Consider the following 26193-nt stretch of genomic DNA (forward strand, 5'->3'; position numbering starts at 1 on the left):
TTACTCCCCAGTTCCGCGCGCCACACACGTACGGCGTGTCACAGGAATGTAACCACCGGTAATAGTCGCCTCAGTCGGCCCGCGGCACCCGGGCGAGCTGCCGGGACTGGGCGACCAGACGGCCGGCCTCGTCCCAGATCTCGGCGTCCTCCTCGAAGTAGCCGCCGGCCAGGTTGCGGGTCGCGTGGACGACCCGCAGCCAGCCCGGGGCCGGCTTGGCGCGCAGGTGGACGGTCAGCTCGACGGTCGGGGCCCAGCCGGGCATGCCGAGGTCGAAGGTGACCGGCGGCAGCGCGTCGGCGACCAGCAGGAGCAGCAGCGGGTCGGGCTCGCGGCCGTCCCGGAGCCGGAACCAGCCCTGGATCCGGCCCTGGCCGGAGGGCTGCCCGAGCGCCCAGCCGACGGTGGCCGGGTCGAGCCGCAGGTCGAAGCGCTCCAGCAGGGCGGCCTGCTCGATCAGCTGCTTGGGCGCGTGCTCGACGCCGATGCACTGGTCCGGCGGGGGCAGCTGCGGCGGGGTGGCGCTGGTGCGCACCTCGCCGTCGGCGGCGGCCAGGTCGCCGTGGCTGGCCACCACGCGCAGCCGTTCGACGCCGTCCTGGCTGAGCGAGGCGGTGCCGGTGGACAGGCCGCGGCCGGCGCGCAACACCTCGGTGCGGACGGTGGCCGGGCCGGGGGTGGAGGCGGACAGGTAGTAACCGCTGATCGACACCGGGTCCGGGTGCTGCTCGTGCTCCAGCGACAGCGCGTGCCCGGCCACGGCGAGCAGCAGCCCGCCGTTGACGCCGCCGCCGATCTGCCAGCCGGTGCCGAGCTCGGCGTCGTAGCGGCCGGCCTCGTCGGGGTGTCTGGTCAGGGCGATGCCCTGGTCGAACTCGCTGCGGGTCGCGGTGGTCATGGGGATGGCCTGCCCTTCACGTCACAAAGGAAGTTACTGACGAGTAGGCCCCCACCCTACGCCTGCCGGACGGAACGCGGAACGGCCGTCGGATCCGGAAGAGATCGGATCCGACGGCCGTTCGCGGGGCATGACCGTTACCGGCGGATGCTCGGCTTCAGCTCCAGGAAGCGGGCGAGCATGCCGTTGACGAAGGCCGGGGAGTCGTCCGTGGAGAACTCCTTGGCGATCTCGACGGCCTCGTCCAGGACGACCGCGTCCGGGACGCCGTCCTCCCAGATCAGCTCGTACGCACCGAGCCGCAGGACGTTGCGGTCCACGATCGGCATCCGGTCGAGGGTCCAACCCACCGCGTACTGCTCGATCAGGTCGTCGATGCGACGGGCGTGCTGGACGTACCCCTCGATCAGCTCCATGGTGTACTCACCGACCTGCGGGGTGCCCTCGTCGGGCTTCGGCTCGCGAGCGCGGGCCACCCAGTCGGCGAGGACCTGCTGCGGGTCGACCCCGCGGTGGTCGGCCTCGAAGAGGATCTGGAAGGCCCTGGTACGGGCCTTGCTACGTGCGGCCGACACGGACTTACTTCACCCGGCCGAGGTAGCTGCCGTCGCGGGTGTCGACCTTGACCTTCTCGCCGGTGACGACGAAGAGCGGGACCTGGATCTCGGCACCGGTCTCCAGGGTGGCCGGCTTGGTGCCACCGGTGGAGCGGTCGCCCTGGACGCCCGGCTCGGTGTGCGAGATCAGCAGCTCGACCGAGGTCGGGAGCTCGATGTAGAGGACGGCGCCCTCGTTGGTGGCGACCAGGGCCTCGAAGCCCTCCAGCAGGTAGTTGGCGGCGTCACCGACCACGGCCGGCTCGATGGTGAGCTGGTCGTAGGTGTCCATGTCCATGAACACGAAGTTCTCGCCGTCCTTGTACGAGAACTGCATGCCGCGCTTGTCGACGTTGGCGGTCTCGACCTTGGTGCCGGCGTTGAAGGTCTTGTCGACGACCTTGCCCGTCAGGACCTCCTTGAGCTTCGTACGCACGAAGGCCGGGCCCTTGCCGGGCTTGACGTGCTGGAACTCGACGACGGACCAGAGCTTGCCGCCCTCCAGCTTGAGGACCATGCCGTTCTTGAGATCGTTCGTGGAAGCCACGGGCGCACTTACTCCTGGATATAGCTGTCAAGGAACCAAGGGTTCGCGTCCTGCCGCCGACGGCCCCGGGGGGCCGGCGTCAGAGGGCGAGGAGCTCCTTGGTGGTGATGGTGAGCAGCTCGGGCCCGCCCTCCTCGAGGGGGCGTACCACGAGCGTGTCCTCGATCCGGACCCCGCCCTTGCCCGGGAGGTGGACTCCCGGACCGACGGTGACCGGCACGCGGCTGTCCAGTTTACCCATGTCCGACGGACCGAGGCGCGGCGCCTCCCTGATCTCCAACCCGATGCCGTGGCCCACCGGGTGCGGAGAGGTCTCGGTGTGGCCGGCCGCCTCCAGGACCTGCCGGGCGGCCCGGTCGGGTACGCACTGCTCCACCCCTGGTCCGAGCGCCTCCCGGCCCGCCCGCTGGGCGCGGAAGACCAGCCGGTGCAGCTCGACCTGCCAGGGCGCGGGAGCGGCGCCGATCACGAAGGTCCGGGCGGTCGAGACCCGGTAGCCGCGGTACTGGGCGCCCATCACCACGGTGAGGAAGTCGCCCTCCTCCACCCGGCGGTCGGTCGGCTGGTGGGCGGGCTGGCCGGAGTGGCTGCCGGTGCCGACCGAGACCGGGAAGGCGGCCCGGTCCGCGCCGTGGTCGATCATCCGGCGCTCCAGCTCCATCGCCAGGTGCCGCTCGGTGCGGCCGACCAGGATCGACTCCAGCAGCTCGCCGAGCGCCTGGTCGGCGATCTCGGCGGCGATCCGCAGATCGGCGATCTCGTGCTCGTCCTTGACCACCCGCAACCGCTCCACCGCCTGGCCGAGGTCCGCCAGCCGGGCCCCCTCCGCCAGGCCCGCCACCGCCCGGTGCCGGGTGACGGTCAGGTCGTGCTCCTCCACCGCCAGGCCCCGCACCCCCAGCCGCCCGGCCGCGGCCGCGGCCGCCAGCGCGGTGTCCGCCCCGGCCGACACCGGCACCTGGGTGACGTCCGCGGCGATCAGGTGCTCCCCCGAGTCGTCCGGCGGCAGGTCGTCCGGCACCGCCAGCAGCGCCCGCTCCCGGGTCAGCAGCAGGGTCGCCCCGCAGGGCGCGCAGCCCGTCAGGTACCGCACGTTCGCCGCCCGGGTGATCAGCGCCGCATCGGCCCCGACCGCACCGCAGTGCTCCCGCACCCGCTCCCGCCGCCCCGCGTACGCATCCGCCATGCGTCGAGCCTACGAAGCCCCGGCCCGCTCCGCCCGCCGAGCACCCCCGACGGGTCCGCCGCCTCCCCTTCCCGACTCCCTTCCGCCCCCTGTTCCCCTCCGCTACCGCGCCTGCGGGTCGATCAGGCCGCGGCGGTAGGCCGGGACGAGGTTCTTCGGGACGAGCACCTCCCGGCCGTCGACCGTGATCGGGACGAGCTTCGGCGCCGTCGCCTTCCACCGGGCGCGACGGTGGCGGGTGTTGCTGCGGGAGGTCTTGCGCTTGGGCACGGCCATCGGGGGCTCCTTATCGGGTGGTGCCGGAGGCGTACGGGAGGAGGGCCATCTCGCGGGCGTTCTTGATCGCCCGGGCCATCCCCCGCTGCTGCTGGACGGTGAGCCGGGTGACCCGGCGGCTGCGGATCTTGCCGCGGTCGGAGATGAAGCGCCGCAGCAGGTCGGTGTCCTTGTAGTCGATGTACTCGATGCCGGCCGCGAGCAGCGGGTTGGGGCGCGGCTTCGGCGGGGCGGTTCGTTTGCGCACGGGGCTCCTTCGGAGGTGGACGGGGTCGGGTTCAGAGGTGGACGGGGTCGAGCAGGTCCTGGAAGGCGTCCGGAAGGGCCTTCCAGCCGGGTTCGCCGGCCGCGAGCTCGGCGTCGGTGAGCAGGCAGGAGTCGAGCAGTTCGGTGATGCCGTCGACGTCCAGCCCCTCCGCCGTGAAGCTGAGCTGCTGCACCCGGTCGCCGTGCAGCGGGTGCCAGTCGAGGGCGGCGGCCGCACGGCGGGCCGGCGGGTAGAGGTCCCAGGCCGCGTCGGGCAGCGAGGTGAGCCACGGCCCGCACTCCTCGACCGCGAGGTTGGCCCCGGCCGCGTCCCAGGCGAGCATCAGGTCGGGCCGGTTGGCCAGCCAGAACCGGCCGCGGCTGCGCTGGGCCGCCGGTACGAGCAGTTCCAGGGCCCGGTGCAGCCGCTCCGGGTGGAGCGGGTGGCGGCGTTCCCAGACCAGCGTGGTGACCCCGGCCTCGTCGCACTCCTGGGGGAGCAGCGCGATCGCCGGGTTGACCCGGTCGCGGGCGGCGGCGACGTCGAAGCCGCCGAGGGCGGCCCGGGTGAGCCCGCCGGTGCCGAGCCGGACCACCCGGGCGGTCGGGTGGAGCTGGCGCAGCAGTGCGAGCCCCGGCGTGTGCGCCGCGGTCCGCGGCACGGCGAGGGTGGTGGCGTACTCGACCTGGTGGGCGAGCGCCTCGGCGCGGGTGCGCTGGTCGCCGGCGGCGGTGTGTTCGCCGTGCTCCGCCAGGTCGTCGGGCACGGAGAGTTCGTCGATCAGCCGCTCCGGTTCGACCGCGGTGACCACGCCCGCGAGTTCGACCGCCTCCTCCAGGGGGCGACCCGCCACCTCTCCCCCGGCGATCAGTTCGACGGCGGGGTGCGGGTCACTGCCGCCCCAGAGTTCGACCACCGCGAGCCCGTACCGGCCCTCGTCGGCGATCTCCAGCAGCCGGGGCAGCAGGTCCTCGCGCAGGGCGCAGCAGGCGCAGTCGTTCACCAGTGGCACCGAGTCGGTGTCGAACGCCCCTTCCGCGTCCCGCAGTTCACGGTGGACCAGGCCGAGCGAGGCGTCCCGCAGGTCGTGCCGCAGCACCACCGCGTCCACCGCGCCGGCCGTCAACTCCTCGACGGCGGCCAGGCGTTCCTCGGCGTGCAGGCCCGCGACCACGACGACCGGGAGCCTGGTCCCGTCCGGGCCGCTCACCAGCTCGCCTTGCGGACGCCCGGCAGGTGGCCGGCGTGGGCGTGCACCCGGAGGTTGACCCGGGAGAGGCCGAAGGCGCGCAGGTAGCCGCGCGGCCGGCCGTCCACCGCGTCGCGGTTGCGGACCCTGGTGGCGCTCGCGTCGCGCGGCTGGCGGGCCAGTTCGGCCTGGGCGGCGGCGCGGTCGGCGGAGGTCGTACCGGGGTGGGCGATGATCCGCTTGAGCTCGGCCCGGCGCTCGGCGTAGCGGGCGACGACGGCGCGGCGCCGCTCGTTCTTGGCGATCTTGCTCTGCTTGGCCATCAGACCTTCTCCCCCCGGGCGCGGATGCGGACCACGGCGGCCTCGATCCCGATCGTGTCGACGGTGCGGATGCCCTTGGTGCTCAGCACGAGCCGGACGTAGCGGCCCTCACTGGGCAGCCAGTAGCGCTTGCGCTGGATGTTGGGGTCGAAGCGGCGCGGGGTGCGGCGGTGCGAGTGCGAGATCGCGTTGCCGAAACCGGGCCGGCGGCCGGTGAGCTGGCAGTGGGCGGACATGGGTGCTCCCTGGCGTCCGGGAATGGGCAGGACGGAGCTCACGTTACACCAGATGAAAATGACTTCCATTTCGGTGTACGGTTCCGACCCAGCACCCGAGCCACCCCAGGAGGACGCCCGATGGCCCGCAGCGAACTGCGCCCGGTGATCAAGCTCCGCTCCACCGCCGGCACCGGCTACACGTACGTGACCCGCAAGAACCGCCGCAACGACCCGGACCGGGTGGTGCTGCGCAAGTACGACCCGGTCGTCCGCCGGCACGTCGACTTCCGCGAAGAACGCTGACCCGCCCACCAGGAGGAGCCCACCCATGAAGTCCGGAATCCACCCCAGCTACCGTCCGGTCGTCTTCCGCGACAAGGTCGGCGGCCTGGCCTTCCTCACCCGCTCGACCGTCACCAGCGACCGCACGATCGAGTGGGAGGACGGCAACACCTACCCGGTGATCGACGTCGAGATCTCCTCGGCGAGCCACCCCTTCTACACCGGCCAGTCCCGGGTGCTCGACACCGCGGGCCGGGTCGAGCGGTTCCGCCGGCGCTACGGCGACCGGCACTGACGCCGCAGGCCGAAGCGGCGCCTCCCCGGCCGGGGAGGCCCCGCTTCGGCCTGCCGGTTGAGGGACCGTCACCGGGCCCGGGGGCGACACTCGAAACCCGCCGCCCCGGTGAAGCGGCGCCGGAACACGGCCGGATGAGTACGATCACGATGTGCCGTCCCACCCCCACGTCTGGCCCGCCGACCGCTGGAACACCCGCCCGGTCAAGGCCCGCGTGCTGGCGGTCGCCCGCACCCTCACCTCGGCGACCCGGGTCCTGGACGTCCTCACCCTGCTCGCCCCGGACGGCATCGAGCGCTACTTCACCGTCAACCCCGGCTCCGCCTTCGCCGACCGCGCCCTGGACGAGTACCTGCACGGCCTGCCCGGCTACACCGTGCTGGACTGGGAGGACGCCGTCCGACACCGCTTCGACCTGGCCGTCGCCTGCGCCGTGCACGCCTCCATGCACCGCCTGGACGCCCGCCTGGTCGTCCTCCCGCACGGCGCCGGCTACAACCGCCTGGTCACCGAGTCCACCGGCGACACGGTCAGCGCCGCCGGCCTCTCCCGCAACGAACTCACCCACCACGGCCGGGTGTTCGTGGACGTCCTCGGCCTCTCCCACCCCGAACAGCTGGACCGGCTGCGCGCCTCCTGCCCCGAGGCGCTGGACGTCGCCCGGGTCGTCGGCGACCCCTGCTTCGACCGGATACTGCGCAGCGAACGCTCCCGCGACGGCTACCGCGCCGCGCTCGGCGCCGTCCGCGGCCGCCGCCTCGTCGTGGTCGACTCCACCTGGAGCGAGCACTCGTTATTCGGCCGCCACCCCGACCTGCCCCAGCGGCTGGTCCGCCAACTGCCCGCCGACGAGTACACGGTGGCCGTCGTGCTGCACCCCAACATCTGGAGCCGGCACGACCCGGCCGCCCTGCTCGACGACGCCCGACGGATGGGCCTGCGCCTCGTCCCGCCCCACCAGGGCTGGCAGGCCGCACTAATCGCCGCCGACTGCATGATCGGCGACCACGGCTCGGTCTCCTTCTACGGCGCCGCCCTGCACCGCCGCACGATGCTCGTCACCACCGGCGCCGCCGAACTCGACCCGCGCTCCCCCAGCTACGCCTTCGGCCAGGCCGCACCCGTGCTCGACCCCGACGGCGACCTCGCCGCCCAGGTCGGACGCGCCCTCGCCCGGGACCCGGACTCGACGGACACCCCGGACGACCTCGCCGCCATCACCGAACGCTCGCTCGCCCACCGCGGCGAATCCGCCCGGGTGCTGCGCCCGCTGCTCTACTCCTTCCTCGACGGCCTCGACGAACCCGCCGGTGAACCCGTCCTGCCGCCCTACCCCAGGCCCGCACCCCACCCCGGCAGCGGCGACGGCAGCGGCGACGGCCCCACCGCGTACGACGTCGAGGGCAAGAGCGAGGGCACCGACGTCAGCCTGCAGCGCTACCCCTTCCACCCCGCCGACCACACCCCGCGCGGCTTCCACGCACTCACCGACGACCACCCCGGCGACGCACTGCGCTACACCGCCGAGGTCCTCGCCCGCACCGAGGCCCACGCCGAACGCCCCGCCGTCCACTGGCTCGCCGACACCGCCCTCGAACTGCCCGGCCTCGCCGTCGCGGTGGCCGCCCTCGGCCCGGCCCGCCATGTGCTCCGGCTGCGCACCGGCCTGCTGTTGGAGGCCCGCGCCGAACCGGCCTTCGGCGACCCCGACCCCGTCCTCGACCCGCTGCTGCTCGGCTCCGCCGTCGCCTGCTGGCTCGCCGACGGCGGCGACCCGGCCGGCCTGCCCGAGCACGGCCTCACCATCCACACCGGCCGGCACCGCACCCGGGTGTCCTTCCTCGCCGAGCCGTAGGCGCCGGCCCCCAACCCGCCGGCCCTCAGCCCGCCGGCCCTCAGCCCGCCGGCCCTCGACCCCTGGCCCTCAGCCCGCCAGCTCCCGCAGCCGCGCCCGGCTGCGCTCGGCGAGCTCCGGGTCGTCCGACTCCTCGGCGAGCTCGACCAGCAGGGTGTGCGCCTGGGCCTCCTTCGCGTACTGGCTGCGCTCCTGCGCCCGCCGGGCACACTCCTCGGCGTCCGCGACGGCGAGGTCCAGCTGCCCCAGCGCCCGGTGGGCCCGGGCCCGGACCAGTGGCAGCTTCATCAGCATGTCCCGGTCGTCGGTCGCGTCCGCCAGCGCGACGGCCTCGGCCAGGACGGTCAGCGCCTCGCCCGGACGGCCGTCGGCGATCAGCGCCTGCGCCAGGTTGTAGCTCTGCACGACCACACCGTGGTCGTCGCCCGCGTTGGCCTCGCGGGCCAGGGCGAACTTCCCGACCGCGTCCGCCGGGCGGCCGTCGGCCAGGCACAACAGGCCGTCCGTCTCGTACAGCACACCCACCACCTGCCGGTTGGCCACCAACGGCAGCTGCTCCGCCGCCAGCGCCAACTGCTCGGCGGCGAGCCGGAGTTCACCCCGCTCGTGGTGCGCACGGGCGAGCTGGTTGTGCATCCGGACCACCGCATCCGGATTGTTGGCCCACCGGGCCGACTCGACGCCGATCTCGTGGACGGCGATCCAGTCCTCGTAGAGCTTCCGGCCGTGGTAGAGCGGCCACAGCGACTCGCACAGCCACCACACCTCGTCGTGCCACCGCCGCTCGGCGGCCGCCTCCACCACCGCCCGCAGGTTGGCCCGTTCGGCGTGCAGCCACTCCAGCGCGGCGGCACCGGACGGGAAGCCGGGCAGCCCGTCACCGGTCGGCTGCTGCAGCCGGAGCCGCCGCCCCATCGCCCGGTCCGCCACCGACGCCCGACCCCGGTAGTAGGCCACCACCCGGGCCAGCAGATCGATCCGGTCGGGCAGTTCACGGGCGCAGGCGTAGGCGTGGGTGCGCACCACGTCATGGGCCTGGAAGCGCTCGTCCGCCCCCTGGTCGACGACCACGTCCAGGAGGTGCACGGCGCACAGCTCGTCCAGGGCGTCCTCGGCCCGTTCGACGCCCACCGCCTCCGCCAGCTCGGCCGACACGAACGGGCCCGGGTGCGTCCCGACCAGGTGGTACAGCGCCCGCCCCGGCGGCGAGAGCCGCTCGTACACCGGGTCGTAGGTCTCCCGGAGCTTGCCCTCCTCGTTGTCCAGCACGGCCAACCTGCCCTCCCGGTGGGACAGTTCGGCCACCACCTGCCCCACCGACAGCCGAGCCCGCCGCAACAGCTGGCTGCCGACCGCGTTCAGGGCGATCGGCAGCCCCTCGCAGCGCTCCACCAGGGCCGCGACCTCGTCGTCGGTGCCCCGCCCGGCACTCAGCCAACCCCGCACCAGGGCGGCGGCGGCCGACCCGCTCAGCCGGTCCAACTGCCGCACCTCGGCACCGTCCATCCGCAGCGCGTCCAACCGCCGCCGGCCCGCCGCCACCAGCAGGCCGCTCGACGGCAACAGCGCGCGGACCTCGGCGGCGTGCTCGACGTTGTCGAGGAACACCAGGCACCGCTGCTCGGCGGTCACCGTCCGGAACTCCCCGAACCGTTCCGCCTCCACGTCCGGCGGCCGGACCCCGAGGGCGCGCAGGAAACCCTCCAGCACCCCGGCGAGGTCCACCGCGGACCGGTGCCGGTAGGCCTTGAGGTCCGCGTACAGCACGCCGCCCGGGAAGTGCCCCGCCTGCTCGTTGGCGAACTTGGCCACCAGCTCGGTCTTGCCGACGCCGCCCAGGCCGGTGAACGCCACGATCGCCGGACCGCCCCGCTCGGCCCGGCCCAAGGCGGCGGTGAGCGCGGCGAGTTCGCGCTCCCGGTTGACGAAGCTGTCGCGCGGCGGCCGGACCTGATACGGGGTCCGGTGCTTCGGCGGCAGCTGGACCGTGACGTTCCGCCCCTGGACCACGCTGCCGTGCACCGTGGTGCCCGTCACGCTGTTGGTCACCTCGTAGCCGTCCACCCGTCCGCTCCCTCCGACCGGCCCCCAGCCTACGGCGTCGGGCAGTCCCCGGGGCTGAATCCGGCTCAGGCCGCCTGGCAGGTCGGACACCAGAACAGGTTGCGCGCCGCGTGCTCCTCCGTCCGCACCTCCGTGCCGCAGACCAGGCAGGGCATCGCGGCGCGGCGGTAGACGTACACCTCGCCACCGTGGTCGTCCACCCGGGGCGGGCGGCCCATCGCCTCGGGGGTGTGCTCGGGGCGGACGGTGTCGATCCGGCCGACGGCGGCGCCCTCGTTCATCAGGGCGACCAGGTCGGCCCAGATCGCGTCCCACTCCCGGCGGGTGAGGTCGCGGCCGGCCCGGTGCGGGTCGACGTGGTGGCGGAACAGCACCTCGGCGCGGTAGACGTTGCCGACCCCGGCCAGCACCTTCTGGTCCATCAGCAGCGCGGCGACGGTCGTGCGGCTGCCCGATATCCGGCGCCAGGCGGCCTCCGGGTCGGCGTCGGCACGCAGCGGGTCGGGGCCGAGGCGGGCGGCGACGGCGGCCTTCTCGGCGTCGGTGACCAGCGCGCAGGTGTTGGGACCGCGCAGGTCGGCGTAGCCCTCGTCGTTGGCCAGCCGCAGCCGGATCAGGCCGACCGGCTCGGGCGCCGGGCCGGTGCCGAAGGTGAAGCCGCCGTAGAGGCCGAGGTGGACGTGCACCCAGCCGCCCTCCTCGAAGCCGAGGAAGAGGTGCTTGCCGAAGGCCTCGGCGCCGGTGAGCAGCTGCCCGTCGATCGCCTTGGCCTCGTCGGCGAAGCGGCCCTGCGGGCTGGAGACCCGCACCGGGCGGCCGCCGAAGGCCGTCCGGTTCTGGCCGGCAAGGCGGTGGATGATGTGGCCTTCCGGCACGGGCGTCAGCTCCCCGGGTGGTTCTGGCGGGACCGCTCCATCATCGCAGCCGCCGCCGACACACCCGGCCGGCGGTTCAGCGGACCGGCATGCCCATCAGCCGGGCCAGGATGACCCGGTCCAGCTCGGCGGCCGTACCGGCGACGTCCAGGTAGGAGTTGTCGATGATCGGCAGCCCGGAGTTGTACCAGCCCGCCATCCGCCCGTGGATGCGGGCCACCTCCTCGTCGCCGAGCCGGCGGGTCCCGCTGCGGCGGGCGTTGCGGCGCAGCACCGAGTCCAGGCTGGGCAGCAGCACGACCGGGATCATCCCGGGGCCGATGTGCCGCTTCCAGCCGCCGAGGCCGATCGCCGGGCGGTCCGGGAAGACGGCGTCGTCGATGATGCAGGAGATGCCGTTGGCCAGGTAGTTGCGGCAGGCGAAGCCGCAGGTGCGCCGGGCCAGCCGGTACTGGGCCTCGGAGGCGTTGTTCCAGCCGGACTGCGGGTTGGCGAAGCCGGACTGCACCCACTCGCGGACGTCGTCCAGGCTGATGTGCGCGGTCGGGGTGCCCCGGCGCTCGGCCCAGTGGCGGGCCACGGTGGTCTTGCCCGCCCCGGCCGGGCCGATCAGCAGCACGGCGATCGGACCGGCGGGCGCGTGCCGCTGCGACGGGTGGGCGGGGAGCTGGACGGGGGTGCCGGCGGGCAGCACGAAGTGCCCGGTGCCCCCGGCCGGCACGGGCGCGACCGGCGCGGGTACGGGCACCGGAGCGGCGACGGGCGCGGGCGCCGACGGCGGGGCGGTGGCGGTGACCGGAACCGGGCCGGGAGCCGCGCCCGGAACCGACGTACGGACCGGGGACGGAGCGGCCGGCGGGGCCGAAGGAGCGGGCGGGGCGGACGGCGGAACCGGAGCCCCCGACGGAGCCACCCCCGCACCGCCCCCCGGCGGCACCGGCGGAGCGGCGGGACGCGGCGGGACCTGCCCGCCTCCGTCGTACTGCGTCACGACACCTCCCGACACCTCTCAGCGGGGACACTACACGGCCGCCCGGCGGCGGGCACAGTCCGCCGCCGGGCCACTGACCAGCAGTCAGCGCGCGGCGAGCTGCTCCGCCAGCGCCCGCAGCGCCAGCTCGTACGACCCGATCCCGAAGCCCGCGATGGTGCCCGAGGCCACCGCCGCGATCACCGAGGTGTGCCGGAAGGTCTCCCGCGCGTACGGGTTGGAGATGTGCACCTCGATCAGCGGCGCGGTGCGCTGCGCCGCGGCGTCCCGCATCGCGTACGAGTAGTGGGTGAACGCGCCCGGGTTGATCACCACGGGCACCTTCCCGTCGGCCGCCTCGTGCAGCCACTCCACCATCTGCTGCTCGGAGTTGGTCTCGTGCACCTCGACCTCGAAGCCGAACTCCGCGCCCAGCGCGGTGCAGCGCTCGACCAGCCCGGTGTACGAGGTGGCGCCGTAGACGTCCGGCTCCCGGCTGCCCAGCCGACCGAGGTTGGGGCCGTTGAGCACCATCACCCGGGTCACGCCGAGACCTCCGCGTACGCGGCGACCAGCAGGGACGGGTCGGGGCCCTCCAGCACGGAGGTCTTGCCGAGGCCGTCCAGGACGATGAAGCGGATCAGGTCGCCGCGCGACTTCTTGTCGATCTTCATCGCGTCCAGCAGCTTCGGCCAGGCGTCCGCCCGGTAGCTCAGCGGCAGGCCCACCGAGGCCAGCACGGTGCGGTGCCGGTCGGCCGTCTCGTCGTCCAACCGGCCCGCCAGGCGGCCGAGTTCGGCGGCGAACACCATGCCGATGGAGATCGCCGCGCCGTGCCGCCACTTGTAGCGCTCATTGCGCTCGATGGCGTGGCCCAGGGTGTGGCCGTAGTTGAGGATCTCCCGGCGGCCGGACTCCTTGAGGTCCCCGGAGACCACGTCGGCCTTGACCTGGATGGCCCGGCGGATCAGCTCGACGGTGTGCGGGCCGGCCGGGGTCTTCGCGCCCTCCGGGTCGGCCTCGATCAGGTCGAGGATGGCCGGGTCGGCGATGAAGCCGCACTTGATGACCTCGGCGAGGCCGGAGACGTAGTCGTGCCTGGGCACGGTCTCCAGGGTGCCGAGGTCGGCCAGCACGCCCACCGGCGGGTGGAAGGCGCCGACCATGTTCTTGCCCTCGGCGATGTTGATGCCGGTCTTGCCGCCGACGGCTGCGTCGACCATGCCGAGCAGCGTGGTGGGCATCGAGATCCAGCGCACCCCGCGCAGCCAGGTGGCCGCGACGAAGCCGGCCAGGTCGGTGGTGGCACCGCCGCCGAGACCGACCACGACGTCACTGCGGGTGAACCCGGTCTGCCCGAGCACCGACCAGCAGTAGGCGGCGACCTCGGCGCTCTTCGCCTCCTCGGCGTTCGGCACCTGCAGCCCGATCGCCTCGTACCCCTCGCCGGCCAGGTCCTCGCGAATGGCGTCGGCGGTGGCGGCCAGCGCCTCCGGGTGGATGATCGCGACCCGCTTCGCGCGGGTGCCGATCAGCGGCGCCAGCTCGCCGAGCAGCTGGTGCCCGATCAGCACGTCGTACGGGTCGTGGCCGGCGCTGCCGCCGACGTGAATCCTGACGGTGGTGTCAGTCATGGGGGGTCTTCAGCTCCAGTGCTTCCAGTACGGCGTCCGCGACCTGCTCGGGGGTGCGGTCGGCGGTGTCGACGACGGCGGTGGCCACCTCCAGGTAGAGGGGGCGGCGGGCCTCCATCAGCTCGCGCCAGCGGGCCCGCGGATTGACGGCCAGCAGCGGGCGCGGGGCGTCCAGGCCGACCCGCTTGACCGCGTCGCCCAGCGGGACCTCCAGGAAGACCACCGGCAGCTCGCGCAGCAGCGCGCGGGTGGCCTCGGCCATCACCGCGCCGCCGCCGAGCGCCAGTACTCCGTCGTGTCCCTCGGCGGCCGCGCGCACGGCGCGGACCTCCAGCGCGCGGAAGTGCGGCTCGCCCTCGTCGATGAAGATCTCCGGGATGGGCTTGCCGGCCAGCGCCTCGATGTCGGCGTCGGTGTCCCGGAAGCCGACGCCCAGCCGCTCGGCCAGGGCCCGCCCGACGGTGGACTTGCCACTGCCGGGCGGGCCGACCAGCACAACGACCGGATTGGTCATCGGATGATCAGGTTGTCGAGGTAGCCCTGCACGTTGCGCCGGGTCTCCGAGACGTTGTCGCCACCGAACTTCTCGCTCACCGCGTCCGCCAGCACCAGCGCGACCATCGCCTCGGCGACGATGCCGGCGGCCGGCACCGCGCAGACGTCCGAACGCTGGTGGTGCGCCTTGGCGGGCTCACCGGTGCGCACGTCCAGGGTCTGCAGCGCCCGCGGCACGGTGGCGATCGGCTTCATCGCGGCCCGCACCCGCAGCACCTCGCCGGTGGACAGGCCGCCCTCGGTGCCGCCGGAGCGGCCGGAGGTGCGCTTGACGCCCTCGGGGGTCGGGACGATCTCGTCGTGCGCCTTCGAGCCCGGCACCCGGGCCAGCTCGAAGCCGTCGCCGACCTCGACGCCCTTGATCGCCTGGATGCCCATCAGCGCGGCGGCCAGCCGGGCGTCCAGCCGGCGGTCCCAGTGCACGTGCGAGCCGAGGCCCACCGGCACGCCGTAGGCCAGCACCTCGACCACGCCACCGAGGGTGTCGCCGTCCTTGTGGGCCTGGTCGATCTCGGCGACCATCGCCTTCGAGGCGTCCGCGTCCAGGCAGCGCACCGGGTCGGCGTCCAGCCGGGCCTCGTCCGAGGGCAGCGGCACCACGCCGGCCGGCGCCTTGGCGGCGGCCAGCTCGACCACGTGGCTGACGATCTCGATCCCGGCCGCCTCGCGCAGGTACGCCCGGGCGACCGCGCCCAGCGCGACCCGGGCGGCCGTCTCCCGGGCGCTGGCGCGCTCCAGGATCGGGCGAGCCTCGTCGATCGAGTACTTCTGCATGCCGGCCAGGTCGGCGTGGCCGGGCCGGGGGCGGGTCAGCGCCTCGTTGCGGGCCAGGCCCGCCAGCACCTCGGGGTCGACCGGGTCGGCCGACATGACCTGCTCCCACTTCGGCCACTCGGTGTTGCCCACCATGATCGCGACCGGGCTGCCCATGGTCAGGCCGTGCCGGACGCCGCCGAGGAAGGTCACCTCGTCCTGCTCGAACTTCATCCGCGCCCCGCGGCCGTAACCGAGCCGGCGGCGCGCCAGCGCGTCGGCCACCACCGCGGTGGTGACCGGGACACCGGCGGGCAGGCCTTCCAGAGTCGCGACGAGTGCGGGGCCGTGCGACTCCCCCGCCGTCAGCCAGCGCAACGTACCCAACGAAGCTCCTTCATCAGCGGGCCGACCACGGCACCGCCGCGGCCCGCCCGAGCGTGCCTTCTGTCCGAATCCTTTCATGACCCGGAGGCACCCGGTGGCAGAGTCCGCGTGACGGACGGCAACCGGTCGGTCGGTGAAACGCCCAGGCCGGGGGACGGACGGGCTCAGCGCCCGGCCAGCGCCCGCTCCCCCGCCACGCGCATCGCCGCCAGCGGACCGGGGGTGCACCCGGTGAAGGCCTCGCTCTGCAGCACCGCCTGGTGGACCAGCAGGTCCAGGCCGCCGAGGACGGTCGCGCCGCGCTCGGCGCAGGCGGCGGCCAGCGCCGTCGGCCACGGGTGGTACAGCACGTCGAACAGCGCCCCCGGCACCGCGGGCAGCGCCCCGGCGAAGGCGTCGGTCGCACCGACCGGTGTGGTGGAGACGGTCAGCGGCCGCTCCAGCGCCTCGGCGCCGCGCTCCCAGTCCGCGGTCCGCACCGCGACGCCGAGCCGCTCGCCCAGCTCGGCCATCTCCCGGGCCCGCCCGGCGCTGCGCACGTAAACGGTCACCTCACCGGTGCAGATCTGGGCGAGCGCGGCCAGCGCCGAGGAGGCGGTGGCCCCCGCGCCCAGCACGGCGGCGGCCGACACCTCGGTGATGCCGCGCTCGCGCAGCGCGTTGACCAGCCCGGGGACGTCGGTGTTGTCCCCGGTGCGGCGGCCGTCGGCGGTGAACACCACGGTGTTCACCGCGTCCACCGCGCGGGCCGCCGCGCTGACCTCGTCCAGCAGCGGGATGACCGCCCGCTTCAGCGGCATGGTCAGCGACAGCCCCGCCCACTCGGCCTCGGCCAGCCCGGCGAGGAAGCCGGGCAGGCCGGCCTCCTCGACCTCGAAGCGGTCGTAGCGCCAGCCGTCCAGCCCGAGCGCCGCGAAGGCGGCCCGGTGCAGGTCCGGCGAGAGCGAGTGGGCGATCGGCGAGCCGAGGACGGCCGCCCGGTGCTTGCTGGTCAACTCTGTCTCTCCGTCAGCGGATTGCCCGCGGCTACTTGGTGGTGCAGTGGCCACGCGCCTCGTCGAAGCCCTGCCCGGCGTTGGTGCAGTACTCCTTGACGTTGGCGTAGTGCTCCTTGCTGGTCTCGGCGAACCGCGTCTCGGTCGGGGACATCGCGATGAAGTACAGCCACTTGCCGTCCGCCGGGTGCAGCACCGCGTTGATCGCGTCGTCGCCCGGGTTGGAGATCGGACCGGGCGGCAGGCCCGGGTTCAGGTAGGTGTTGTACTTGTTGGACGCGTCGTCCATGTCCTTCTTGTTGAGGTCCTTGCGGCCCAGCGAGTACTGCAGCGTGGTGTCCATGCCGAGGCGGTGGTGCGTCTCCGGCTCGTTGGCCAGGCGGTTCTGGATGGTCTTGGCCATCTTGGCGAAGTCCGCGGGGTTGTTGCCCTCGCGCTGCAGGATGCTCGCCTCGATGAGCACCTCGTAGCCGTTCTTCAGCCCCACCGAGGCGGCCTGGCCGTCCAGGTTCGCGTACTTGTCGGTGGCGTTCTTCACCATCGCCTTGAGCAGGTCCTCGGGCTTCATGCCGTCGGCGATGTTGTAGCGGGTCGGCCAGAGGAAGCCCTCGATGTTGCCGTTCGCGTACGCCGGCAGGCCGAGGTTGTTGAGCTGGTCCTTGGCGACGCCCGCCGTGGTGCCCTTCTGCAGCTTCAGCTTGCCGTCGATCATGGTGTAGATCTCGGAGGAGTTCTTGCCCTCCGGGACCACGATCGCCGCGCCGCCCGCCTGGTCCAGGAGCTCCTTGACCGCGGCCGCCGCCGACATCTCCTTCTTCAGGGTGTAGAAGCCGTACTGGATGGTGTTGCACTTGGGCTCGGCGTCACAGGCCTTGGTGAAGGCGTCGACGCTCTTCACCACACCGGCGGTCTTCAGCGCGAGACCGATCTGCCCGCCGACCGCGCCCTGCTTGACCTCGATCTGGACGGAGCCGGTGCCCTCGCCGGTGAAGTCCGGCGGCGGGCCGAAGTGGGACTTCCAGAAGCCGTAGCCCCACCAGCCCGCGCCGCCGAGCAGGCCGAGCAGCACCACCGCGACCACCAGACAGGCGCCGCCGTTGCGGCGGCCCGCCTTCTTGCCGCTCTCCTTGCGCTTCTTCTTCGCCTCGCGGGAGTCGTCCTGCTCGCCGAGGAAGCCGACGGCCTCCACCTCGGCGTGCTCGTCGAGGTAGCCGTCCTCGCCGTGCGGCCCGTCCTCGTGGAGGCCGTCGTGCTGACCGTCCCACTCCTCGGCCTCGGGCTCGGGCGCCCCGCCGACCGGGTCGACGCCGGACTCCAGTGCGGCGGCCTCGGCCTCCCAGTCGATCCCGTCCGGGCCGGGACCGGCGGGCGCGGGCGCCTGGGGGTGCGGAGCCTGCGGAGCCGCCTGCTGCGGAAGGGGTTGCTGGACCTGCTGCGGCATCTGCTGCTGAGGCATGCCCTGCTGCGGCAACTGCTGCTGCGGATACCCCTGCTGGGGCATGCCCTGGTGCGGCATCCCCTGCTGGGGCATGCCCTGCTGCATCGGCATCTGCTGCTGGTGGTAGCCCTGCTGGGGCATCCCCTGCTGTTGCGGATACCCCTGCTCGAAACCCTGCTGCGGCATCTGCTGCTGCTGGTAGCCCTGCTCGAAACCCTGCTGGGGCATGCCCTGCTGCTGGTACCCCTCCGGGTATCCCTGCTGCATGCCCTGGGCCATGCCGGGCTGCATGCCCTGCGGCATCTGCTGCTGCGCGCCCCCCATCTGCTGGAGGTGGGCCTGCTGCACGTCGCCGTAGGGCTGCTGCCCCTGCTGGCCCTGCTGCTGCGAGTACTGCTGCTGCCACTGGCCGTCCTGCTGGCCGGGGACCGGCTGCTGGCCGCCGTACCCGGGATCACCGGGGTGCCACGGCTCGCCCTGGGGGCCGTAGCCCCGACCCAGATCGGTCATTGATCCCCTTAACCGACGGTGACGACCGGAGGATCGGACCGGCCGTCCGGGACGACGCGGTCCCGGCTGATTCTCGAACCGGCGTGCTAGCGCAGCGCCTGGGAGGAGACGTTACCGTACCGCAGTCGTACCCCCGCCCGGGCGGACGCACGGTCAGTGAGCGACCTCACGCTCAGCACACGGGGCCGTCACGGCGCCGTTCCGGCCGCGGTCGGAGCCGCCGCCGAGGGCGTGGCGGGGGCCGATCCGGACGCCGCGTCGCTCGGCTTGGCCGCCCGGACGGCGTTGAACTCCGCCACGTTGCGCTGCTGCACGTCGAAGCTGTCGGTGAACCGGGTGTCCCCGGGCTTCACGGTCACGAAGTAGACCCAGTCGCCCGGCGTCGGGTCCAGCGCGGCCATGATCGCCTGCCGTCCGGGGTTGGAGATCGGCGACGGCGGCAGCCCCGGGTGCAGGTAGGTGTTGTACGGGGAGTCCAGCTTGGTGTCGGTGACCGTGGTGTTCAGGGTCGAGCGGCCGAGCGCGTAGTTGATGGTGGAGTCCAGCTGCAGCGGCATCCCCTTGGCCAGCCGGTTGTAGATGACCCGGGCCACCTTGCCCATGTCCTCGTTGTTGTCGGCCTCGCCCTGGACCATGCTGGCCACGGTGACCAGCCCGTACAGGCTCTGCCCGAGGTTCTGCGCGACCACGTTGGCGTCGTCCCGGCTGAACTCCTTGCCCGCCCGCTCGACCATCTGCTTGAGCAGGTCCAGCGCGGTGGTCCCGTCGGTGATGGCGTACCGCGCGGGGAAGAGGTAGCCCTCCGGGCTGCCGTTGGCGAAGTCCGGCAGCCCGAGTTCGGCGGCCTGGTCCTGGGCGGTCTTCTGGGTGGTGCCGGCCGGCAGGTTCAGCTTCTTGTCGATCGCGGTGAAGATCTGGTAGCCGCGCCACCCCTCGGGGATGGTCAGACCGTTGGCGTTGGCCGGGTCGACCAGGACGGCCAGCGCGGCGGCGGCCGACATCTTCAGCTTCAGCGTGTACGTCCCGGGCTGGATCCGCCCGGCGGCGGCCGCGCTGCCCTTCGCCGCCCGGGTGAAGGCGAGCGAGCTGGCCACCACCCCGTTGCGGACCAGCGCCGAGGCGATCTGGGACAGGCCCGCGCCCTCCGGCACCGAGACCTGGACGCTGCCGTTGCCCTGCCCGTTGTAGTCGGCGGCGGCCGGAGGTTTGCGCTGCTGCTGGAACCAGGTGTAGCCGGTGAGCCCGATCCCGCCGAAGACCGCGATCAGCGAGAGTGCGGTGAGCGCACAGGCCAGTCCGTTACGCCGTCGGTGCGGATCCGGTGCATCGGAGTGCGGCCGGGGCGCACCCGGAGGGCGGCCCTCCGGCTCCAGTACCGGCGCACCCAGGTGCCCCGGCGTGAGCCCCGGGTGGAAGTCCTGGTCGGTCATGGCGCGCGGCCCCCTCGGCGGTCCCGGATCGCTGCGGATCGTCCGGGACCGGCCCGAACCGGTCCGGAGCACTCCGGAACGGTCCGAAACGGACCCGGGACGAACGAGAAAGGGGTCCGTGCGGACGCGTCCGCACGGACCCCTTCCGGGACGTTAGATCAGGCCGATCAGCCGACCGCCTCGACGCTCTCACCGGGCGGGCGTCCGCTCACCCGTTCGGACTCAAGGGCGGTCTGGAGGATCACCACCGCGGCGGCCTGGTCGACCACCGAGCGGCCCTTCTTCGCCTTGACGCCCGAGGCACGCAGCCCGTGGGTCGCGGTGACGGTCGTCATCCGCTCGTCCACCAGCCGCACCGGCACCGGGTAGAGCCGGTTGGCCAGCCGCACCGCGTAGGCCCGGACCTTCTCCGCCGCCGGGCCCTCCTTGCCGCTGAGCGAGCGCGGCAGCCCGACGACCACCTCGATCGCGTCGTACTCCTCGACGATCGCGGCGAGCCTGGCCTGCGACTTCACCCCGGCCGGGACGGTCTCCACCGGCGTGGCGAGCACCCCGTCGGGGTCGCAGGACGCGACCCCGATCCGGGCGTCACCGACGTCGACGGCGATCCGCCGTCCACGCCTGAAGGGCCTCTCCTCATGCTCCATCAGCTGGCGCGCTCCGCGACCAGGCCGCGCACCGCGGCGATGGCCTCTCCGACCGCGGCCGGGTTGGAGCCGCCGCCCTGGGCGACGTCGTCCTTGCCGCCACCGCCGCCGCCGAGGGTCTTGGCCGCGGTGCGGACCAGCTCGCCGGCCTTGATGCCGCGGCCGCGGGCGTCCTCGTTGGTGGCGATCACGGTCAGCGGGCGGTCGTTGGCCACGGTGAACGCGGCGACCACGGCCGGACGGGCGCCGAGGCGGGCCCGCACGTCCAGGACCAGCTTGCGCAGCTCGTCCGCGCCCACGCCGTCGGCGACCTGGGCGGCGACCACGGCGATGCCGTGCACGTCCTCGGCCGAGTCGGCCAGGCCCGCCGCGGCGGCCAGCACCTTCTCGGCGCGGAACCGCTCGATCTCCTTCTCGGCGTCCTTGAGCTTGCCGAGCATGCCCGAGATCTTCTCCGGCAGCTCCTCCGGACGGCCCTTGACCAGCTCGGTCAGCTGGGCCACCACGGTGTGCTCGCGGGCCAGGAACTTGTACGCGTCGACGCCGACCAGCGCCTCCACGCGACGCACGCCCGAGCCGATCGAGGCCTCGCCGAGCAGCTTCACCAGGCCCAGCTGGGCGGTGTTGCCGACGTGGGTGCCACCGCACAGCTCCTTGGAGAAGTCGCCGATGGAGACGACCCGCACCTCGTCGCCGTACTTCTCGCCGAACATCGCGATGGCGCCGGCCTTGCGGGCCTGGTCCATCGTCATGACCTCGGCGGTGACCTCCAGCTCGCGGCCCAGCACGTCGTTGATCTTCTGCTCGACGTCGACCAGCACGCTGCCCGGAACGGCGGCGGGCGAGCCGAAGTCGAAGCGGAAGCGACCCGGGGCGTTCTCGGAGCCGGCCTGGGCGGCCGTCGGGCCGAGCGCGTCGCGCAGCGCCTGGTGGGTCAGGTGGGTGGCCGAGTGGGCGCGGGCGATCGCCCGGCGGCGGTCGGTGTCGATCGTGGCGTACGCCGAGGCGCCGAGCACGACCTCGCCGAACAGCACGCCGCCCGAGTGCACGATGACGCCCGGGACGGGCTGCTGCACGTCGCGGATCTCGACGACCGCACCGGACTCCAGCCGGATCCGGCCGTGGTCGGCGAGCTGGCCGCCGCCCTCGGCGTAGAACGGGGTGCGGTCGAGGATCAGCTCGACCTCGTCGCCCTCGGAGGCGGCCGGCGCCGGAACGCCGTCCACCAGCAGGCCGACCACGGTGGCCTCGCCCTCGGTCAGGCTGTAGCCGGTGAAGACGCTCGCGCCGGACTTGTCGGCGACCTCGCGGTACGCGGCGACGTCGGCGTGGCCCATCTTCTTGGCCCTGGCGTCCGCCTTGGCGCGGTCCCGCTGCTCCTGCATCAGGCGGCGGAAGCCGGCCTCGTCCACCTGGAGGCCCTGCTCCTCGGCCATCTCCAGGGTGAGGTCGATCGGGAAGCCGTAGGTGTCGTGCAGCTTGAACGCCTGGTCGCCGGAGAGCACCGCGCCACCGGACTGCTTGGTCTCGGTGACCGCGGCGTCCAGCAGGCTGGTGCCGGCCTTCAGGGTCTGCAGGAAGGCCGCCTCCTCGGCGACCACGACCGTCTCGATGCGCTTGCGGTCGCTCTCCAGCTCCGGGTACTGCGGGGCCATCGCCTTGATCGCGATGTCGGTGAGCTCCTTGGCGACCTGCCCGGTGGCGCCCAGCAGCCGCATGTTGCGGATGGCGCGGCGCAGGATGCGGCGCAGCACGTAGCCGCGGCCCTCGTTGCCGGGGGTGACGCCGTCGCCGACCAGCATCAGCGCGGTGCGGATGTGGTCGGTGACCACGCGCAGCGAGACGTCCGACTTGTGGTCGGCGCCGTAGGTGTGGCCGGTGAGCTCGGCGGCGCGGTCGAGGATCATCCGGCTGGTGTCGATCTCGAAGAGGTTGTCGACGCCCTGGAGGATGGCGGCGAGGCGCTCCAGGCCCAGACCGGTGTCGATGTTCTTGCTCGGCAGGTCGCCGAGGATCTCGAAGCCGTCCTTGCCGTCGCCGTGGCCGCGCTCGTACTGCATGAAGACCAGGTTCCAGATCTCCAGGTAGCGCTCGCCGTTGACCGCCGGGCCGCCCTCCTCGCCGTACGCGGGACCGCGGTCGTAGTTGATCTCCGAGCACGGGCCGCACGGGCCGGGCACGCCCATCGACCAGAAGTTGTCCTTCATGCCGAGGCGCTGGATGCGCTCGGCGGGCACGCCGATGACGTCGCGCCAGATCTGCTCGGCCTCGTCGTCGTCCTTGTAGACGGTGATCCAGAGCTTCTCCGGCTCCAGGCCGTAGCCGCCGTCCGCGACGGAGCTGGTGAGCAGCTCCCACGCGAACTTGATGGCGCCTTCCTTGAAGTAGTCGCCGAAGGAGAAGTTGCCGCACATCTGGAAGAAGGAGCCGTGCCGGGTGGTCTTCCCGACCTCCTCGATGTCCAGGGTGCGCACGCACTTCTGGACGCTGGTGGCGCGCGAGAACTGCGGCTTGACCTCGCCCAGGAAGTAGGGCTTGAAGGGCACCATGCCGGCGTTGATGAGCAGCAGGGTGGGGTCGTCGGCGACCAGGGACGCCGACGGAACGACGGTGTGGCCGCGCTCCTCGAAGAAGCGCAGCCAGCGGCGGCGGATCTCAGCCGACTCCATTAGTGGTCCTTCCGGTTCGTTCCGCCCCGCGGCAGGGCTCGGCGGGGCGTTTCTTCAATGGTCTGGGAGGTGGTGCGGGCGGGAGGCAGGGCGGCGGCCGGGCGACCGGGCGCCGCCGAGATAGCTCGGTACTGCGGCTCTCCACGCAGGACGCGGCGGGTGCTCCTGGGCTCGACCACCGCGGTGCCGTGCAGCCCGAGGTCGTCCTTCAGCTGCTCCTCGCGCTCGGCCATGCCGGAGCGCACGTCCTGGGCGAACTGCTTGGCCAGGTCGCCCAGGTGCAGCGCACCGCGCGCGGCGGTGCCGGAGAGGCTGTCCGGGGTGAGCCGCTGCACCGCGTCGTTGGCCTTGTTCATGGCCCACACGGCGGCGCCGGCGCCGACCGCCATCCAGAAGATCCGTGCCATGCCGTCAGCTCCTCACCGCGCGCCGGACCCGGGAGAGGAAGCCGTTCCTGGGCGCGGTCGCGGCGCGCACCTCGGCCCGGATCAGCCGGGCCAGCTCCTCGCGCTCGCCGGCCGGCAGCGGCCCGGTGGGCAGCGCGCCCTGCTGCTTGGCGACGGCCTTGCGGACGCCGTAGCTGAAGGCCGCGACCTTCATCAGCGGTCCGCCCAGGGTGGCGGCCGCGGTGGAGGAGAGCGCCTTGGCGTTGGCGGCGGCGTCCTGGACGTTGGCGGTGATCTCGTCCACCCGGTCCAGCTGCTCGTTGGCGCTGCGCACGGCGGCGCCCGCGTCGGACAGCAGGGGGACGGCCTGCTCGGTGACCGCGGCGACCAGGACGGTGGCCTCCTTCAGCACCTTGGAGAGGCGGACCAGCACGACGGCGAGCAGGGTGACCAGGACCGCCCAGAACACGGCGACGAGCAATCCGGCCAGCTCTCCCACGGACACCTTGCGCGCTCCCTCGCCTTGTCGCTCTCCAGACGGAACCCTATCGCGCCGACGCCCGGTTTCCGGACCGGGATCCCGCCGGTGACCTCGTCCGGGTGTGCGAACCGCGCGCGTAACCTACCGGCCGGTCACCTCGTTCTGCCAGGCGGGCCGTCGCCCGTACGGCCCGACGCAGGTCCCGGATCGCTGCGGTCCGGGCCAGGAACGACGGGGAGCAGCGCGTGGCCGGCGAGTGGAGAGCAGAGCCCGCGGCGTGGCCGCGCGGGCCGGAGCCGGGGCGGCTGCCGGCCGAGGTGACCGGCTTCGTCGGACGGCGGCAGGAGCTGGCCGAGCTGGCGGGTCTGCTGGCCGGCGCCCGGCTGGTGACGGTGACCGGGCCCGGCGGGGTGGGCAAGAGTCGGCTGGCGGTGCGGGCGGCGGCCCGGGCGGCCGGGGCCTTCCCGGACGGCGCCTGGCTGGTGGACGTCGCCCCGGTGCAGGACCCGCTGCTGCTCGGCCACGCCGTCCTGGAGGCCCTGCGGCTGACCGACGGCACCGCCCGGCCGCCGTTGGACGTGCTGGGCGAGCACCTGGCGGGGCGGCGGCTGCTGCTGGTGCTGGACGGCTGCGAGCACCTGGTGGAGGCCTGCGCCGAACTGGCCGACGCGCTGCTGCGCGCCCTGCCCGGCCTGCGGGTGCTGGCCACCAGCCGCGCCGCGCTGCGGGCCTCGGGCGAGCACCTGCTGACGCTGGCCCCGCTGCCGCAGCAGCGGGTGGGCCCGGAGGTGCTGCCGGACGCGGTGCGGCTGTTCGCCGACCGGGCCCGGGCGGTCCTGCCGTCCTTCGCGGTGACCGAGGCGAACGCGGAGGCGGTCGGCCTGCTCTGCCGTCGGCTGGACGGCATCCCGCTGGCCGTGGAGCTGGCCGCCGGGCGGCTGCGGGCGCTGTCGGTGGAGCAGATCACCGCCCGGCTGGACGACCGCTTCCGGCTGCTCACCGGCGGCTCCCGGACGGCCCTGCCGAGGCACCAGACGCTGCGCACGACGATCGGCTGGAGCCATGAGCTGTGCACAGTGCAGGAACGTTTACTCTGGGCCCGCCTGTCGGTCTTCGTCGGCAGTTTCGACCTGGAGGCCGCCGAGTACGTCTGCGGCGGCGACGGCATCGAGCCCGAGGACGTGCTCGACCTGCTGGACGAACTCGTCGCCAAGTCCGTGGCGCTGCGCGAGGACAGCCCCTTCGGCGTCCGCTTCCGGCTGCTGGACACCCTGCGCGAGTACGGCGGCCACTGGCTGCGCGCCGCCGGCGAGGAGCAGCGGCTGCTGCGCCGCCACCGGGACTGGTACCTGGGCGTCGCCACCTGGGGCGAGGTCGAGTGGTTCGGCCCCCGGCAGGCCGAGACCGCCGAACGCACCCGGCTGGCCCACACCAACCTGCGCGCCGCGCTGGAGTTCTGCCTGGCCGAGCCCGGCGAGGAGCAGATCGCCCTGCTGCTGGCCGGCACCCTCTGGTTCTACTGGGTCGGCTGCGGCCACCTCGGCGAGGGCCGGCACTGGCTGGACCGGGCGCTCGCCCTGGACCGCGAACCGACCGAGGCCCGGGCCAAGGCCCTGTGGGTGACCGGCTACATGGCCACCCTCCAGGGCGACCTCGACGCGGCCCGGCCCGCGCTGGAGGAGTGCCGCCGCCAGGCCCTGGACACCGGCGACGACCGGGCGCTCGCCTACGCCGTCCACCGCCAGGGCTGCGCCGCCCTGATCGGCGACGAACCGGAGCGCGCCGCCGAGCTGTTCGAGGAGGCGCTCTGGCACTACCGGACCATCGGCGAGCTCAACAGCAACGTGGTGATGGCCATGTTCGAGCTCGGCCTCGCCTACCTGTTCCAGGGCGACCCGGACAGCGGCGAGCTCTGGTTCGGCCAGGCCCGCACGGTCTGCGAGGAGCACGGCGAGCAGTGGGCGTACGCCTACGTGCTGTACGCGATGGCGTACTCGCACTACCTGGACGGCGCGGTCGAGCCGGCCCGGGCCCTGGCCCGCGAGTGCGTCCGGCTGAACCACCACTTCCACGACCTGCTGGGCATCGTGCTGGGGATCGACCTGCTGGCGCTGCTGGAGACCGAGCCGGACGGCCTGGGCGGGCCCGGCAACCTGTGCGAGGCCCGGGTGCTGCAGGGCGCCGCGCACCGGATCTGGCGCGCGGTCGGCAACCCCTTCCTGGGCTCCCGGTCCTTCTTCGGCCCGCACCAGGAGTGCGCCGAGCGGGCCCGGGCCGGGCTGACCGAGCAGCAGTACGACGACTGCTACCGGGTCGGCACCCGGCTGGACCTGGACGCGGCCGTCTCCCGGGCGCTCGGCGGCGGCTCCCCGGACGGCCCGGGTCCGGGCCCCGGACCCGGTCCGGTGCCGCCCTCACCGACGCCCGCGCCGGTCCGGAATAGCTGAAGCTTGCCGATTGCTTGAGCAGGCAAGGATCCATCCGGAA

27 protein-coding genes are annotated in these 26193 nt (G+C 73.5%); 4 read left to right on the plus strand and 23 right to left on the minus strand.

Going from position 1 to position 26193, the window contains the following annotated elements; all coding sequences use genetic code 11:
* Nucleotides 1-70 precede the first annotated feature (70 nt).
* The 9 genes from ACIP4P_RS21860 to rpmB all read right to left on the minus strand — a co-directional run bounded on the left by ACIP4P_RS21860 (nt 71) and on the right by rpmB (nt 5498).
* Nucleotides 71-898, minus strand: a complete 828-nt coding sequence (locus tag ACIP4P_RS21860; RefSeq protein WP_400920826.1) for a thioesterase family protein — start codon at nt 896-898, stop codon at nt 71-73.
* Nucleotides 899-1035: 137 nt separating this feature from the next.
* A complete protein-coding gene (gene nusB, locus ACIP4P_RS21865) occupies nt 1036-1473 on the minus strand; it encodes a transcription antitermination factor NusB (protein ID WP_030290257.1) in 438 nt (145 codons plus the stop codon).
* Nucleotides 1474-1477: 4 nt separating this feature from the next.
* Nucleotides 1478-2041 carry an elongation factor P gene (efp, locus tag ACIP4P_RS21870; protein ID WP_350512872.1) on the minus strand — a complete coding sequence of 188 codons (564 nt, stop codon included), beginning with the start codon at nt 2039-2041 and terminating at the stop codon, nt 1478-1480.
* Between the two features lie 79 nt (nt 2042-2120).
* Nucleotides 2121-3227, minus strand: coding sequence for an aminopeptidase P family protein (locus tag ACIP4P_RS21875; RefSeq protein WP_350512873.1), 1107 nt, complete (start codon nt 3225-3227; stop codon nt 2121-2123).
* 102 nt (nt 3228-3329) lie between these two features.
* Nucleotides 3330-3503 (minus strand): 50S ribosomal protein L32, encoded by a 174-nt coding sequence (gene rpmF, locus ACIP4P_RS21880; protein ID WP_400920829.1) that lies wholly within the window; start codon nt 3501-3503, stop codon nt 3330-3332.
* 10 nt (nt 3504-3513) lie between these two features.
* The gene (gene rpsR, locus ACIP4P_RS21885) at nt 3514-3750 is read right to left on the minus strand and encodes a 30S ribosomal protein S18 (protein ID WP_400920831.1); all 237 of its coding nucleotides are present in this window, start codon (nt 3748-3750) and stop codon (nt 3514-3516) included.
* 31 nt (nt 3751-3781) lie between these two features.
* The gene (locus ACIP4P_RS21890; RefSeq protein WP_400921076.1) at nt 3782-4963 is read right to left on the minus strand and encodes a CobW family GTP-binding protein; all 1182 of its coding nucleotides are present in this window, start codon (nt 4961-4963) and stop codon (nt 3782-3784) included.
* A complete protein-coding gene (gene rpsN, locus ACIP4P_RS21895; RefSeq protein WP_350512877.1) occupies nt 4957-5262 on the minus strand; it encodes a 30S ribosomal protein S14 in 306 nt (101 codons plus the stop codon). The genes ACIP4P_RS21890 and rpsN overlap by 7 nt, the downstream gene beginning before the upstream one ends.
* Complete coding sequence (rpmB, locus tag ACIP4P_RS21900; RefSeq protein WP_350512878.1) at nt 5262-5498, minus strand: 50S ribosomal protein L28; 237 nt, start codon at nt 5496-5498, stop codon at nt 5262-5264. The genes rpsN and rpmB overlap by 1 nt, the downstream gene beginning before the upstream one ends.
* A 120-nt stretch (nt 5499-5618) precedes the next feature.
* On the opposite strand from rpmB, the gene rpmG reads away from it, so the two are divergent.
* From rpmG to ACIP4P_RS21915, 3 genes are all read left to right on the plus strand, one after another.
* Entirely contained in the window at nt 5619-5783 is a 165-nt protein-coding gene (rpmG, locus tag ACIP4P_RS21905; RefSeq protein WP_400920834.1) for a 50S ribosomal protein L33, read from the plus strand.
* Between the two features lie 25 nt (nt 5784-5808).
* Nucleotides 5809-6057, plus strand: coding sequence for a type B 50S ribosomal protein L31 (locus ACIP4P_RS21910; RefSeq protein ID WP_350512879.1), 249 nt, complete (start codon nt 5809-5811; stop codon nt 6055-6057).
* Between the two features lie 151 nt (nt 6058-6208).
* Nucleotides 6209-7912 (plus strand): hypothetical protein, encoded by a 1704-nt coding sequence (locus ACIP4P_RS21915; protein WP_400920836.1) that lies wholly within the window; start codon nt 6209-6211, stop codon nt 7910-7912.
* 69 nt (nt 7913-7981) lie between these two features.
* Here ACIP4P_RS21915 and ACIP4P_RS21920 read toward each other — a convergent pair whose 3' ends face one another.
* From ACIP4P_RS21920 to ACIP4P_RS21985, 14 genes are all read right to left on the minus strand, one after another.
* Nucleotides 7982-9976: an AAA family ATPase gene (locus ACIP4P_RS21920; protein WP_400920838.1), complete on the minus strand. Its 1995-nt coding sequence runs from the start codon at nt 9974-9976 to the stop codon at nt 7982-7984.
* 65 nt (nt 9977-10041) lie between these two features.
* Nucleotides 10042-10851 carry an Fpg/Nei family DNA glycosylase gene (locus ACIP4P_RS21925; protein ID WP_400920840.1) on the minus strand — a complete coding sequence of 270 codons (810 nt, stop codon included), beginning with the start codon at nt 10849-10851 and terminating at the stop codon, nt 10042-10044.
* Nucleotides 10852-10927: 76 nt separating this feature from the next.
* Nucleotides 10928-11842, minus strand: a complete 915-nt coding sequence (locus ACIP4P_RS21930; RefSeq protein ID WP_400920842.1) for an AAA family ATPase — start codon at nt 11840-11842, stop codon at nt 10928-10930.
* Nucleotides 11843-11926: 84 nt separating this feature from the next.
* Nucleotides 11927-12355 carry a type II 3-dehydroquinate dehydratase gene (gene aroQ, locus ACIP4P_RS21935; RefSeq protein ID WP_350513009.1) on the minus strand — a complete coding sequence of 143 codons (429 nt, stop codon included), beginning with the start codon at nt 12353-12355 and terminating at the stop codon, nt 11927-11929.
* A gap of 8 nt (nt 12356-12363) precedes the next feature.
* Nucleotides 12364-13455, minus strand: coding sequence for a 3-dehydroquinate synthase (gene aroB / locus ACIP4P_RS21940; RefSeq protein ID WP_350512883.1), 1092 nt, complete (start codon nt 13453-13455; stop codon nt 12364-12366).
* Complete coding sequence (locus ACIP4P_RS21945) at nt 13448-13969, minus strand: shikimate kinase (RefSeq protein WP_350512884.1); 522 nt, start codon at nt 13967-13969, stop codon at nt 13448-13450. The genes aroB and ACIP4P_RS21945 overlap by 8 nt, the downstream gene beginning before the upstream one ends.
* Entirely contained in the window at nt 13966-15150 is a 1185-nt protein-coding gene (aroC, locus tag ACIP4P_RS21950; protein ID WP_350512885.1) for a chorismate synthase, read from the minus strand. Before aroC ends, ACIP4P_RS21945 begins: the two co-directional genes overlap by 4 nt.
* A gap of 164 nt (nt 15151-15314) precedes the next feature.
* Nucleotides 15315-16145, minus strand: coding sequence for a shikimate dehydrogenase (locus ACIP4P_RS21955; RefSeq protein ID WP_400920845.1), 831 nt, complete (start codon nt 16143-16145; stop codon nt 15315-15317).
* 31 nt (nt 16146-16176) lie between these two features.
* Nucleotides 16177-18093: an endolytic transglycosylase MltG gene (mltG, locus tag ACIP4P_RS21960; RefSeq protein ID WP_400920847.1), complete on the minus strand. Its 1917-nt coding sequence runs from the start codon at nt 18091-18093 to the stop codon at nt 16177-16179.
* A 188-nt stretch (nt 18094-18281) separates the two neighbouring features.
* A complete protein-coding gene (gene mltG, locus ACIP4P_RS21965; RefSeq protein WP_350512888.1) occupies nt 18282-19523 on the minus strand; it encodes an endolytic transglycosylase MltG in 1242 nt (413 codons plus the stop codon).
* A gap of 167 nt (nt 19524-19690) precedes the next feature.
* A complete protein-coding gene (gene ruvX / locus ACIP4P_RS21970; RefSeq protein ID WP_350512889.1) occupies nt 19691-20170 on the minus strand; it encodes a Holliday junction resolvase RuvX in 480 nt (159 codons plus the stop codon).
* Nucleotides 20170-22839, minus strand: a complete 2670-nt coding sequence (gene alaS / locus ACIP4P_RS21975) for an alanine--tRNA ligase (RefSeq protein ID WP_400920850.1) — start codon at nt 22837-22839, stop codon at nt 20170-20172. The genes ruvX and alaS overlap by 1 nt, the downstream gene beginning before the upstream one ends.
* Nucleotides 22839-23246 (minus strand): DUF6167 family protein, encoded by a 408-nt coding sequence (locus ACIP4P_RS21980; protein ID WP_400920852.1) that lies wholly within the window; start codon nt 23244-23246, stop codon nt 22839-22841. The genes alaS and ACIP4P_RS21980 overlap by 1 nt, the downstream gene beginning before the upstream one ends.
* 4 nt (nt 23247-23250) lie before the next feature.
* Nucleotides 23251-23730 (minus strand): DUF948 domain-containing protein, encoded by a 480-nt coding sequence (locus ACIP4P_RS21985; protein WP_400920854.1) that lies wholly within the window; start codon nt 23728-23730, stop codon nt 23251-23253.
* 221 nt (nt 23731-23951) lie between these two features.
* On the opposite strand from ACIP4P_RS21985, the gene ACIP4P_RS21990 reads away from it, so the two are divergent.
* The gene (locus ACIP4P_RS21990; protein WP_400920856.1) at nt 23952-26153 is read left to right on the plus strand and encodes an ATP-binding protein; all 2202 of its coding nucleotides are present in this window, start codon (nt 23952-23954) and stop codon (nt 26151-26153) included.
* Nucleotides 26154-26193 lie beyond the last annotated feature (40 nt).

It is taken from the genome of Kitasatospora sp. NPDC089509 (genome assembly GCF_044749365.1).
Lineage (GTDB): Bacteria > Actinomycetota > Actinomycetes > Streptomycetales > Streptomycetaceae > Kitasatospora.

Bases quoted from the DNA above. Each gene is read 5' to 3' on its own strand.
- ACIP4P_RS21860 (WP_400920826.1), bottom strand. From the start codon at position 898: ATGACCACCGCGACCCGCAGCGAGTTCGACCAGGGCATCGCCCTGACC.
- ACIP4P_RS21875 (WP_350512873.1), bottom strand. From the start codon at position 3,227: ATGGCGGATGCGTACGCGGGGCGGCGGGAGCGGGTGCGGGAGCACTGC.
- rpmF (WP_400920829.1), bottom strand. From the start codon at position 3,503: ATGGCCGTGCCCAAGCGCAAGACCTCCCGCAGCAACACCCGCCACCGT.
- rpsN (WP_350512877.1), bottom strand. From the start codon at position 5,262: ATGGCCAAGCAGAGCAAGATCGCCAAGAACGAGCGGCGCCGCGCCGTC.
- rpmB (WP_350512878.1), bottom strand. From the start codon at position 5,498: ATGTCCGCCCACTGCCAGCTCACCGGCCGCCGGCCCGGTTTCGGCAAC.
- rpmG (WP_400920834.1), top strand. From the start codon at position 5,619: ATGGCCCGCAGCGAACTGCGCCCGGTGATCAAGCTCCGCTCCACCGCC.
- ACIP4P_RS21910 (WP_350512879.1), top strand. From the start codon at position 5,809: ATGAAGTCCGGAATCCACCCCAGCTACCGTCCGGTCGTCTTCCGCGAC.
- aroQ (WP_350513009.1), bottom strand. From the start codon at position 12,355: ATGGTGCTCAACGGCCCCAACCTCGGTCGGCTGGGCAGCCGGGAGCCG.
- aroB (WP_350512883.1), bottom strand. From the start codon at position 13,455: ATGACTGACACCACCGTCAGGATTCACGTCGGCGGCAGCGCCGGCCAC.
- ACIP4P_RS21945 (WP_350512884.1), bottom strand. From the start codon at position 13,969: ATGACCAATCCGGTCGTTGTGCTGGTCGGCCCGCCCGGCAGTGGCAAG.
- mltG (WP_400920847.1), bottom strand. From the start codon at position 18,093: ATGACCGATCTGGGTCGGGGCTACGGCCCCCAGGGCGAGCCGTGGCAC.
- mltG (WP_350512888.1), bottom strand. From the start codon at position 19,523: ATGACCGACCAGGACTTCCACCCGGGGCTCACGCCGGGGCACCTGGGT.
- ruvX (WP_350512889.1), bottom strand. From the start codon at position 20,170: ATGGAGCATGAGGAGAGGCCCTTCAGGCGTGGACGGCGGATCGCCGTC.
- alaS (WP_400920850.1), bottom strand. From the start codon at position 22,839: ATGGAGTCGGCTGAGATCCGCCGCCGCTGGCTGCGCTTCTTCGAGGAG.
- ACIP4P_RS21980 (WP_400920852.1), bottom strand. From the start codon at position 23,246: ATGGCACGGATCTTCTGGATGGCGGTCGGCGCCGGCGCCGCCGTGTGG.